The organism is Epilithonimonas sp. (assembly GCF_036780765.1).
Classification (GTDB): domain Bacteria; phylum Bacteroidota; class Bacteroidia; order Flavobacteriales; family Weeksellaceae; genus Epilithonimonas.
Genome location: NZ_DAIQCG010000001.1, coordinates 281,658 through 293,884, shown reverse-complemented (window position 1 = coordinate 293,884; position 12,227 = coordinate 281,658). Strand labels below are relative to the sequence as shown.

Here is a 12,227-nt window from a genome sequence, read left to right as displayed (position 1 = left end):
TTTTAAAATTAGACTGTATCCATAAAACCTTTTTCAACCTTATTGAAAATTACGGTTCCTACAGCAAAGATTAAGAAAATAATAAATGTACTTATCAATAGCATTGTAGAACTAAAGTCTCCAACACCAAGCCACGCATATTTAAAACATTCGAATATTCCGGTTAATGGGTTGTAAAAAGCTATGGTTTTAAAAATACCTTTTAAACTAGATGCAGGATAAATTACGGGGGTTGCATACATATACAAACTGATCCCAAATGTAAGAAGCATTTGCAGATCACGATATTTTGTAGTTAATGATGAGAAGATCATTCCCATCCCTAAGGCAAATACAGCCATTAACACAATTAATAAAGGAGTTGCAAGTATCCACCAATTAGGTTGTACCTCTCCTTGGTATAAATAGTAGAAAAACACAATAAGAAATAAGCCCATCTGTACTCCAAATCTCATTAGATTAGAAAGTACAATGGATATAGGCATAATCAGCCTTGGGAAATAGACTTTTCCGAAAATACTAGCATTGGTAGTAAAGACAGTAGAAGTTGCTGTAAGACAAGTTGAAAAGTAATTCCAAAGAGTGATACCGGCTAGATAAAAGAGAATCTTTGGTGCACCATCAGTCGATAATTTTGCAATGTTACCAAAAACCACAATATATACAACGGTTGTAAAAATAGGATTGATGAAAAACCAAATAGGACCTAAAATAGTTTGTTTAAAACTGGATATGAAATCCCGCTTTACAAACATATAGGCCAAATCCCTATAACGCCAAACTTCTTTAAGATTAAGGTCAAAGAGGGAATGATTAGATTCTATCGTTTCGGTCCATTGTTGATCTTTAGAATCACTCATTTGTGTAATAAATTTTATTTTATGAGGTTTTTCAGATATTCACCATATCCGCTTTTACCATATTTTGCTGCGGTTTCCAGAAGTTTTTCTTCATTGATGAATTTATTTCTGAAAGCAATCTCTTCTATACATCCGATTTTGAAACCTTGCCTTTTTTCGATGACACTCACAAATTCTGAAGCATCGTGTAAAGAGTCGAAAGTCCCTGTGTCCAGCCAAGCCGTTCCTCTGTCCAAAACGCCAACTTCTAGTTTACCTTTGCTTAAGTAAACATTATTGACATCAGTGATTTCTAACTCGCCTCTTGGAGAGGGTTGGATGTTTTTAGCGATTTCTACTACTTCATTATCATAAAAATATAATCCAGGAACGGCATAATTTGATTTTGGTTTTAAAGGTTTTTCTTCAATAGAAAGTGCTTTGAACTCATCATCAAATTCTACAACACCATATCTTTCCGGATCAGAAACATGGTAGGCAAAAACAACACCGCCGTCTGGATTGGTTTTGTTTTTTAATAATGTTCCCATTTCAGATCCGTAAAAAATATTATCACCCAAAACCAAAGCTGCCGCGTCATTTCCGATAAACTCATCACCCAAAATAAATGCTTGAGCCAATCCGTCTGGACTTGGTTGAACTTTGTACTGGATATTACAACCAATCTGAGAGCCATCTCCTAAAAGTTTAATAAATCCCTCTTGATCGTGAGGCGTTGTGATGATTAAAATATCCTTAATTCCTGCCAACAACAATGTTGAAAGTGGATAATAAATCATCGGTTTGTCATAAACAGGCATCAGTTGCTTGCTGACAGCGATTGTTAATGGATAAAGTCTTGTTCCGGATCCTCCGGCTAATATAATTCCTTTCATAATGGTTTTAGTCTCTGTTTTTATGAATATTGACCGTCGTAATATTTTTGATAATCACCAGAAGTTACATTATCTAGCCATTCTTTGTTTTCTAAGAACCAATCAATAGTTTTCCCTAGTCCTTCTTCAAAAGTTACAGATGGTTTCCATCCTAGATCTTTGTTTAATTTTGAAGCATCAATAGCATATCTCTTATCGTGACCTGGTCTATCTTTTACATAAGTAATCAGCTTTTCAGAATGTCCTTCTGGTTTACCCAATTTTGCATCCAATTGTTTGATTAGTTCCTTCACCAAATCAATATTCTGCCACTCGTTGAAACCTCCGATGTTGTAAGTTTCTCCGGTTTTAGACTCGTTGAAAATTTGATGAATTCCTTTTGCATGATCAATTACAAACAACCAATCTCTTGTATATTTCCCATCTCCATAGATTGGTAATGGCTTTTCATTCAGAATATTAGAAATACAAAGAGGAATTAATTTCTCTGGGAAGTGATTTGGACCGTAATTGTTGGAACAATTAGACAAAATAAATGGCATTCCATAAGTGTTTCCATACGCTCTTACCAAATGGTCAGAAGCTGCTTTTGATGCGGAATATGGAGATTGTGGATCGTAAGGTGTAGTCTCTAAGAAAAATCCAGTCTCACCTAAGCTTCCATAAACTTCATCCGTAGAAACGTGATAGAATAAGTTTTTTCTAGGTTCATTCGGGAATCTTCCGTGTGTGTGATCTGGGTTTAAAGTCCAGAATTCGATACAAAGATTCAGAAGATTAGCCGTTCCGTTTACGTTGGTATTGATAAATGCATTAGGGTCGGTGATACTTCTGTCCACGTGACTCTCTGCAGCCAAATGCACCACTGCATCCGGATTATATTTTTCAAAAACTTTTCTAAGTTCTTCAGGCTTTGTAATATCTGCTTTTTCGAAAACATAATTGGGTTCGTTTTCGATATCTTTCAAATTTTCAAGATTTCCAGCGTAAGTTAAAGCATCAAGGTTGATGATTTTAGAATCTGGATTATTTTTCACAAATTCTCTTACCACGTGAGAACCGATAAAACCGGCACCTCCGGTAATTATAATGTTTTTCATAAATGCTTTTATAAATAGTTTTTAATTTTAATCGTTTCCGAATAAATCTCGGGTATATACTTTTTCTTTTACATCCTCCAATTCTGGAGTTTTTCGGTTGGATATAATAACATCACACTCTTGTTTAAAGGTATCCAAATCCCTAGAAACTTTAGATCCAAAAAAAGAATCTTCTTTCAAAACAGGTTCGTAAACAACTACTTCTACACCTTTTGCTTTGATTCTTTTCATAATGCCTTGTATTGCAGAGGCCCGAAAATTGTCTGATCCAGATTTCATTATTAATCGATAAACACCAACTTTCTTTGGCTTTTTTTCTAAAATAGAATCCGCAATAAAATCTTTTCTAGTGCGATTAGCATCCACAATGGCTTGAATAAGATTGTTGGGAACCGAATTATAATTGGCCAGTAATTGTTTGGTGTCTTTTGGAAGACAATAGCCTCCATAACCAAAAGACGGATTGTTATAATGAGACCCGATTCTTGGATCTAGCCCTACACCTTCTATGATCTGACGGCTATCCAATCCGTGTATTTGTGCATAACTGTCCAACTCATTGAAGTAAGCTACACGCATTGCCAAATAGGTATTCGAGAATAATTTGATAGCTTCTGCCTCTGTTGCATTGGTAAAAAGAGTTGGGATATCTTTTTTAATGGCACCTTCTTTCAAAAGATTTGCAAAAACCGTTGCTCTCTCGCTTTGTTCTCCAATAATAATTCTAGATGGATAAAGATTATCGTAAAGTGCTTTTCCTTCTCTCAAAAATTCTGGAGAAAATATAATATTGTCGAAATCTAACTCTTTTTTTAAATTCTCTGTAAAGCCAACAGGAACAGTAGATTTAACAATGAAAACTGCTTTTTGGTTGTCCGCTTTAGCCTCTTTTATCACATTTTCAACGCTTCGGGTGTCAAAATAATTTGTAGAAGCATCATAATCTGTCGGCGTAGCTACTATAATAAAATCCGCATTTTTATAAGCCTCTTCTTTATCAAGAGTTGCTTTTATATTGAGTTTTTTTGTTTTTAGAAATTCCGTAATTTCATTGTCATCAATCGGAGATTGCTTATTGTTGAGCATTTCAACCTTTTCTGGAATAATATCCAAAGCAATTACATTATGATGTTGTGCTAATAAAACAGCATTAGACAGCCCAACATATCCAGTTCCAACTATTGTAATATTCACAAAGAATAAGTTTTAAAATTCAGGCAAAAATAGGAAAAAATTGTTTGCCGTACTTATAATTGAAATAATTGGTTTCTTGTATATTAAAGAAAAAATATTTATCTTTGCAAAAGATTTACGGGAAAAATGGGAAGGCTTTCGCAAGAATGCCTTTTTTCGTAAATATAATTAGAGGTGATATTATGGATTTCAAAACAGAAGTTAATCGGTTAATCAGTGAGTTTTTAGAAACAAGACCTGATCTTTTTTTAGTGGATCTTAAAATTTCTGCAGCTTCTGATATCATAGCTATTCTGGACGGTGATAATGGTGTTACACTTCAAGATTGTTTAGATGCCAGTAGAGCGATTGAGTTTAATATGGATCGTGAAGAACACGACTTTAGTTTGCAAGTAATGTCCGCTGGATTGAGCGAGCCACTTGGAACGCCAAGACAATTCAAGAAAAACATTGGAAGGTCAATTGAAGTGTTGTTGACAAGCGAGGAAGAAAAAATCGAAGGAGAATTGGTAAGTGTAGATGAAGAAAAAATTGTACTTCGATTAGAATACAGAAGACCAAAATTAATCGGGAAAGGAAAAGAAGATGTTGTTGAAGATAAAGAAATCCCTTATTCCGAAATTAAAAAAGCATTAGTAGTAATAAAATTTTAACATAACGATGGATTGATGTTGATTCAAAAAATCAACTGTCAGTCGTCATTTATCAATTATATATTAAATATGGATAATTTAGCTTTAATAGAAGCCTTTGGTGATTTTAAAGAAATAAAGAATATCAGCAAAATAGACTTAATGGCTATTATCGAGGATTCTCTTAAGACTCTTCTTAGAAAAAGATATGATTCTGATGATCATTTTGATGTAATTGTAAATCCTGATAAAGGAGATTTTCAGATTTTCTTGAACAAAGTCATTGTTGAGGATGAGATGTCCGAGGATGATGATTTGGAAATAGAAATTTCTGAAGTTAGAAAGATAGATTCAACTTTTGAGGTTGGAGAAGAATATACACAAGAGATTCCGGTTTCCAAATTGGGAAGAAGAAATATCTTGACACTTAAGCAAATCTTGGCAACAAAAATCCAAGAGCATTTCAATGCAGCTTTGTATGACCAATTCCGTGATAAAATCGGAGAATTGATTGTTGGTGAAGTTCACCACATCCGTCACAAACACGTGATTCTTTTGGATGATGAGGATAACGAATTTATTTTGCCAAAAGAAAATCAAATCCCTTCAGACTTCTTCAAAAAAGGAGATAACGTAAGAGCGATTGTAGAAAGTGTTGATTTCAGAGGTTCTAAACCACAGATTACAGTTTCTAGAACTGCACCTAAATTCTTGGAAGAATTATTGGAGCTTGAGATTCCTGAGATTCAAGATGGAACTATTATTCTTAAGAAAGTAGTAAGAATACCTGGTGAGAAAGCGAAAATCGCTGTTGATGCTTACGATGACAGAATTGATCCGGTTGGAGCTTGTGTTGGCGTGAAAGGTTCAAGAATCCACGGTGTTGTAAGAGAATTGAGAAATGAAAACATCGATGTTATCCAGTGGTCAAAAAATCCGGAAATTCTTGTAAAGAGAGCTTTAGGAAATATTACCATTAATAAAATTGAAGTTAATACGGAAACTAATTATGCATTGGTTTATACACCTGTAGAAGAAATATCTAAAGTGATTGGTAAGCAAGGTCAGAATATCAAATTGGCTTCTTGGTTATCAGGTTTTGAGATCGATGTTTACAGAGAAACTTCTGATGATGATGATGTAGAATTGGTAGAGTTTTCAGATGAAATCGAATCTTGGATTATCGATGAGTTCAAAAAAGTGGGTCTTAATACAGCAAGAAGTGTATTAGATAAAGATACGGACGCGTTGTTGAAGATTGTTGATTTGGAAGAAGAAACAATCGAGGATGTGAAGAATATTCTAAGAGAAGAATTAGAAGGATAGGAAATAAATCTGGTCAATAGGATTTTCCCAAGACCAAAACTTAATAAAAAGAAAAATAATAAGCTTAAAACGCTAAAGCCAAAAGCAAATTTATATTTATGCCAAAAATAAGATTAAATAAAGCCGTTAAAGAACTGAACATTTCTATCCCAAGAGCTGTGGAATATCTGCAGAGCAAAGGAATAGATGTGGACAGTAACCCTAACGCTCTATTAGAAGAACAGGCATTTTCTGCATTGGAAGCTGAGTTCCGAAAAGATGGAGAACAAAGAAAAGCTTCTCATGAGGTGGTGATTTCTAAAGTTCCTGACGAAAAATTAGCGATTGAAGAAAAAGCACCTGAGGTTATAAGAGCCAAAGCAAATGTAAAACCAGAGACTAGGATTTTAGGAAAAATAGACCTTAATCCAACGAAACCTGTGGAAGAAGTCGTTCCAAGTGTTCCCACTCCTGAACCTATTCAGAAAGAAGAACCAAAACCAGAAGCGGTTAAAAAAGAAGAAAAACAGGAGTTCAAAGTTTTAGATAAAATTGATTTGTCTAAACTAGAAAGCAATAAGCCTAAAGCTTCTGAAAAACCAAAAGAGGAACCAAGACCAGTTGTAAAAGAAGAGGTTAAAAAAGAGGAGAAAGTTGTAGAAACTGTTAAACCTCAGATTGAGAATACAGAGTCTAATGATTCTGAAGAACCTCAGAAAATAGAAACGGTTTATCAAAAACTAGACGGTCCTAAAATCGTTGGTGAGAAAATAGATCTTTCTCAGTTCAATAAACCAAAACCTTCTGCTAATTCTAATAGTAACGCTGCTAAGAAAAAAAGAAAGCGTATTACTAAAGATGTTCCTGGTCAAAATAACAATGGCAACCAAGGAAACAATCAGCAAGGTGGAGGTAACCGTCAAGGCGGAAATAATAACAACCGCCCACAAGGACAAGGTGGAAACAACCAAGGTGGTAATCGCCAAGGTGGAAACAATAACCGTCCTGGAGGAAATAACCGAGGTGGAAACAACCGTGGCGGACAAGCTCGTACAATGCCAGTTGAATTGACGGATGAGCAAGTTAAAAATCAAATTAAAGAAACTTTAGAGAAGTTGACTAATAAAGGAGGTAAGTCTAAAGGTTCTAAACATAGAAAAGATAAAAGATCTTGGAGAAGAGAGCAAGACGAAATCCAACAGGAAATCGATGCACAAGACAGAACTCTGAAAGTAACTGAGTTCATTACGGTTAGCGATTTAGCTAGTTTGATGAATGTAAGTGCTACAGAAGTTATTTCTGCTTGTTTCTCTCTAGGTGTAATGGTGACGATGAACCAGCGTCTTGAAGCTGATACTCTAATGTTAGTTGCTGACGAGTTTGGTTATAATATCGAATTCTCTGATGCTGATGTTGAAGAAGCGGCGGCAGACGAAACACCTGATTTAGAAGAAGATTTATTACCAAGAGCTCCGATAGTTACCGTAATGGGACACGTAGATCACGGTAAAACATCCTTACTGGATTACATCAGAAAAACCAACGTTATCGCTGGTGAATCTGGAGGTATTACACAGCACATTGGAGCTTACAATGTGAAATTGGAAAGTGGACAAAGAATTACATTCTTGGATACTCCGGGTCACGAAGCGTTTACCGCGATGAGAGCCAGAGGTGCACAAGTTACCGATATTGCAATTATTGTAGTTGCTGCCGATGATGATGTAATGCCACAAACCAAAGAAGCTATTGCTCACGCACAAGCTGCTGGTGTTCCAATGATCATTGCAATCAACAAAGTAGATAAAGCTGGAGCTAACCCAGATAACATTCGTCAACAACTTTCTGGAATGAATATTCTAGTTGAAGAGTGGGGAGGAAATGTTCAGGCGCAAGAGATTTCTGCTAAATTCGGTAACAATATCGATTTGTTATTAGAGAAAGTTTTACTTCAGGCAGAAATGTTGGAATTAAAGGCAAATCCTAATAAACAAGCAAGTGGAGTTGTAATCGAAGCTGCTTTGGATAAAGGTCGTGGATATGTTGCAACAATGCTTGTACAAAGCGGTACTTTAACGGTTGGAGATTATGTCTTAGCAGGTAAAAATCACGGTAAAGTGAAAGCAATGTTGGATGAAAGAGGAAAGCCAATGGAAAAAGCAGGACCGTCAATTCCTGTAACAATTCTTGGTTTAGATGGAGCCCCAACAGCTGGTGATAAATTCCGAGTTTTTGCTGACGAAAAAGAAGCTAAAACTCTTGCAAATAAGAGAGAACAGCTTCAGAGAGAGCAATCTATCAGAACTAAGAAACATTTGACGCTTGATGAGATTGGTCGTCGTATCGCTTTAGGAGATTTCAAAGAATTGAATATTATCCTTAAAGGTGACGTGGATGGTTCAGTTGAAGCGTTAGCAGATCAGTTGCAAAGGTTGTCAACAGAGGAAATCCAGGTTAATATCCTTCACAAAGGTGTTGGTCAGATTTCTGAAAGTGATGTATTATTAGCAGCGGCTTCAGATGCTATTATGATCGGATTCAACGTAAGAGCAAGTGCAAATGCAAAAGATATTGCTGATAGAGAAGAAGTAGAAATCAGAACTTATTCTATTATTTACCGAGCAATTGATGAAGTTAAAGAAGCGATGGAAGGAATGCTTTCTCCAGAGATTCAGGAACAAGTTATTGGTAATGTAGAAATCAGAGAAGTATTCAAGATTTCTAAAGTTGGATCTATTGCAGGATGTATGGTTCTTACAGGGAAAGTAACAAGAAACTCTAAAATAAGACTTCTTAGAGATGGTATTGTGAAATTTGATGGCGAACTGGAAAGCTTAAAACGTTTCAAAGACGATGTAAAAGAAGTAACCAAAGGTTATGAGTGTGGTCTTAATATTAAAGGCTATAATGATATAGAAGTTGGAGATATTCTTGAGGTCTACGAAGAGGTCGCTGTTAAGAAAAAGTTGAAATAAGTATTAAATTAATAAGGAAACCGCTAATTCATTAGCGGTTTTTTTTGCCCAAGTTTATTATTTGTAATTATTATAAATAACTATTTTTAAATTATTAAGTTTTGCATAGTGTTGGGGCTGATAAGTAAGGTTTGTTTAGTTTGATTCTAATTTTTTATTAAATATCTAAAAAAAATATAAATTTAAAATGATAAAATCAACACTTGGCAGGCATTATAGAAAACTTGATAATTGATTTTTTGTCGTGTTAATTTTTTTTAACATATTTGCAGATTATAATTAAATAGTGTTAATATGAATGTAAAATTACGATTGTTATCCTTTGGCGTATTGTTCTTTACGGGACAGGCATTAATGGCACAGAAGAAAAATAATGATACCACTAAAACAAGAGAAATTGAAGAAGTTGTCTTGGTTGGAGGAGTAAAACTAGATCCTGCACAAAAAGTAGGTTCTTACAGTGTTGTTTCAAAAGCAAATTTCGAATCCACACCTTTTTCTACAATTGATGAAGTGCTAAATGGTAGAGTTGCTGGATTGAATTTTTCTTCTGCAAGTGGAGATCCGGGATCCTCTAATATGGTTCTTGTTAGAGGAGTAAGTTCCTTGATTGGTACGCCAAACCCATTGTATGTGATTGATGGTGTGGTTATTGGAAAAGGAGCGGATAATGCACAAATGATGGAATCTTGGAATCCATTGGCATCTATTGATCCCAATGCTATTGAGTCTGTTACTGTTCTTAAAGATGCCTCGTCAACAGCATTGTATGGCTCTAGAGGAGCAAATGGTGTTATTATCATTAAAACAAAAAAGGGAAAATATAATCAGAAAACAAGATTTGAGTTCTCAACAGAAACCGGTATTCAAGATAGAGCTTATGATAAGCTTGACTTAATGACTGGTGATGAATATATAAAGTATGGTGGGATACTAATGTGGAATAGTCAGGCTCAGCTTGGAAGAACTTTCAACACATTAGATGAGGCAACGCAGTATTATTTAGATAGTTACATACCTACATATACTACTAAAGAAAATATTAAGGATACTCGTAATTATACTGATTGGACTAAAGTTGTTAATAGAAGTTCTTCTGTGGTAAATACATATAACTTTGGAGCGTCAGGAGGTGGAGAAAATACTTCGTTTAGAATAGGAGGATCTTATTATCAAAATGAACCATTGGTTAAATCGTCAAAGTTTGATAGAATTAGTTTAAATGCCGCTGTTGATCATAAAGCTTCTGAAAAACTGAAATTTGGTTTCAATGCAAATTACTCAAATGTTAAGAGAGGAACATATATGGGAGGAAGAGCATCTGCTAACCCTGTTACCAATTCAATTATGTTATCGCCTTTACGACCTGTGTATAATTATGATGGAACTTTTAACCAAGAGGCTTGGGCTGAAGCACCAGATATGACTGCGGGATTTAATCCAGCTTCTATTTTAGCAAATACATATCAGAAATCTACAATTAATACTTACATTGCTTCGGTTAATATGGATTATGAGTTTATAAAAAATGTGTCTTTCAATTCATTATTTGGAACTCAATATCAAGCGATGAGAGAGTTGCAAGCAATTGATAAAGGTCATCCAATTTATACCTTGCAAACAGATGCTGATAATTATGGTATGTTACAAGATGCAAGAACAAATATATGGGATTGGAACTGGTCTAACAGTTTTTCATATAGAAATACGTTTGCGGATAAACATAATTTAGAAGCATTCGTAGGAATGGAATATCAGAATCATAAATACAATGTTTTGACTAACTATTCATTTTTCATGACTGATATAAGACCATACTTTCAGTTTGCTGAAGAAGGATCAATTTTGAGCAATGGGGCAGATTACGTTTGGACACAAATTGGTTATTTTGGGAGGTTAAATTATACTTTTGATAATAAATATACTTTGACTGGTCAGATTAGAAGAGATGGAAACTCAACATTAGGAACTGATAAATTTGGTAATTTCTGGTCTGTTGGTGGTTCTTGGAATGTGAAGAATGAGTCATTCTTGCCAGACTTATTTTCATCATTTACATTGAGAGGAAGTTATGGAAAATTGGGAAATATTCCTTATGCTGATCAATGGGGATTACAATATAATGCTTTTGCATTAATTGGATATAACGCCAATACCGGTGGCTGGGGAGGTAATAGTGGTTATGGAGGAATTGCAGCTCCAGGTAATCCAGCTCTAACTTGGGAAGAATCAAAAATGTTAGACATTGGGGCTGATATTGGATTGTTTAATGATCGACTAAAATTCACTTTAGCTTATTATGATAAAATTACTGATGCTGCTATAGATGATAATTTTCCTGCTGTAGAAAGTGGAGGACCAACATCATATACAGATAACATTGGTAAAATTGGGAATAAAGGATTTGAGTTGACTATTGATGCAACTCCTGTACAGACACAGGATTTTAGATGGACAATTAATGCAAACGGAGCTTATTCCAAAACTATGCTAAAAGAGTATAATTTAGCATTAAGACAATTTGGCGGAGATACAGATGATGCAAATAATGCATTTGCAGCATTGGCACCAGGGCATATTTTTGGTGAATATTATGCTGTTTTATGGGCGGGTATTGCTCAAGCAGATGATCCGACAAAAGGAATCAAAGCTGGTGATGCATTGTTTTATACTGATGGGACTAAATCAGATGTTACTAATATAAGAACAGCTGCAAGTCCTGCATGGATGGGGAAAAGTGCTTTCCCTATATATAATGTAGGTCTTACTAATGAATTCAAGTATAAAAATATTTCATTAAGCTTTATGCTTTCAGGGCAGTTTGATTTTTATGTACAGAATGGAGTTCATTCCTACACACTTCATGATGGAGCCTTCCCTGGACGTAATCAAGTAAGCGATGCTTTATATGATAGCTGGACAGATGCGCCTGGAGCTGAAAATTTTGGTGCCTCTAATCCAAAAGCAATTATAGGGAATCCAAGTACTTCTAGATTAGAATCTTCACGTTTTATCAATAAAGGGGATCACATTCGTTTAAAAGAAATGAAAGTGTCTTATTCATTTGGTAAAGTATTCAAAGAGTCTTCAGGAATTAATAATTTAACGATATATTTAAGAGGAACCAATTTATTAACTTATGTATTTGACAAAGATTTAGATTACGATCCAGAGTCTAATTCAAATTCTTGGTCTTGGTTAGGCAAAGGAAGATATTGGTATGCAGCACCGGTGCTTAGAACAGTGTCTATGGGTGTTCAAGTAGGTTTCTAATTTGAAAAAAAAA

At 34.9% G+C, this 12,227-nt stretch carries 8 protein-coding genes; 4 read left to right on the top strand and 4 right to left on the bottom strand.

Annotated features, from left to right (window positions below):
- Positions 1-8 precede the first annotated feature (8 nt).
- The 4 genes from V7P73_RS01410 to V7P73_RS01395 are packed head-to-tail and all read right to left on the bottom strand — an operon-like array spanning position 9 to position 4,029.
- Entirely contained in the window at positions 9-860 is an 852-nt protein-coding gene (locus V7P73_RS01410) for an ABC transporter permease (protein ID WP_333850818.1), read from the bottom strand.
- 14 nt (positions 861-874) lie between these two features.
- The gene (gene rfbA, locus V7P73_RS01405) at positions 875-1,735 is read right to left on the bottom strand and encodes a glucose-1-phosphate thymidylyltransferase RfbA (RefSeq protein WP_333850816.1); all 861 of its coding nucleotides are present in this window, start codon (positions 1,733-1,735) and stop codon (positions 875-877) included.
- Positions 1,736-1,755: 20 nt separating this feature from the next.
- Positions 1,756-2,835, bottom strand: a complete 1,080-nt coding sequence (rfbB, locus tag V7P73_RS01400) for a dTDP-glucose 4,6-dehydratase (protein ID WP_333850814.1) — start codon at positions 2,833-2,835, stop codon at positions 1,756-1,758.
- Between the two features lie 27 nt (positions 2,836-2,862).
- Positions 2,863-4,029 (bottom strand): nucleotide sugar dehydrogenase, encoded by a 1,167-nt coding sequence (locus V7P73_RS01395; protein ID WP_333850813.1) that lies wholly within the window; start codon positions 4,027-4,029, stop codon positions 2,863-2,865.
- Between the two features lie 182 nt (positions 4,030-4,211).
- Here V7P73_RS01395 and rimP point away from each other — a divergent pair, with 182 nt between their 5' ends.
- The 4 genes from rimP to V7P73_RS01375 all read left to right on the top strand — a co-directional run bounded on the left by rimP (position 4,212) and on the right by V7P73_RS01375 (position 12,214).
- Positions 4,212-4,682 carry a ribosome assembly cofactor RimP gene (rimP, locus tag V7P73_RS01390; RefSeq protein WP_333851532.1) on the top strand — a complete coding sequence of 157 codons (471 nt, stop codon included), beginning with the start codon at positions 4,212-4,214 and terminating at the stop codon, positions 4,680-4,682.
- 69 nt (positions 4,683-4,751) lie between these two features.
- Positions 4,752-5,987, top strand: coding sequence for a transcription termination factor NusA (nusA, locus tag V7P73_RS01385; protein WP_074236126.1), 1,236 nt, complete (start codon positions 4,752-4,754; stop codon positions 5,985-5,987).
- A 98-nt stretch (positions 5,988-6,085) separates the two neighbouring features.
- The gene (gene infB, locus V7P73_RS01380; RefSeq protein WP_333850809.1) at positions 6,086-8,941 is read left to right on the top strand and encodes a translation initiation factor IF-2; all 2,856 of its coding nucleotides are present in this window, start codon (positions 6,086-6,088) and stop codon (positions 8,939-8,941) included.
- Positions 8,942-9,235: 294 nt separating this feature from the next.
- Complete coding sequence (locus V7P73_RS01375) at positions 9,236-12,214, top strand: SusC/RagA family TonB-linked outer membrane protein (RefSeq protein ID WP_333850807.1); 2,979 nt, start codon at positions 9,236-9,238, stop codon at positions 12,212-12,214.
- The last annotated feature ends 13 nt before the right edge of the window (positions 12,215-12,227 follow it).

Excerpts from the sequence above, each read along its gene's own strand:
- V7P73_RS01375 (WP_333850807.1), top strand. The coding sequence starts at position 9,236 with ATGAATGTAAAATTACGATTGTTATCCTTTGGCGTATTGTTCTTTACG.
- rfbA (WP_333850816.1), bottom strand. The coding sequence starts at position 1,735 with ATGAAAGGAATTATATTAGCCGGAGGATCCGGAACAAGACTTTATCCA.
- infB (WP_333850809.1), top strand. The coding sequence starts at position 6,086 with ATGCCAAAAATAAGATTAAATAAAGCCGTTAAAGAACTGAACATTTCT.
- nusA (WP_074236126.1), top strand. The coding sequence starts at position 4,752 with ATGGATAATTTAGCTTTAATAGAAGCCTTTGGTGATTTTAAAGAAATA.
- V7P73_RS01410 (WP_333850818.1), bottom strand. The coding sequence starts at position 860 with ATGAGTGATTCTAAAGATCAACAATGGACCGAAACGATAGAATCTAAT.
- rimP (WP_333851532.1), top strand. The coding sequence starts at position 4,212 with ATGGATTTCAAAACAGAAGTTAATCGGTTAATCAGTGAGTTTTTAGAA.
- rfbB (WP_333850814.1), bottom strand. The coding sequence starts at position 2,835 with ATGAAAAACATTATAATTACCGGAGGTGCCGGTTTTATCGGTTCTCAC.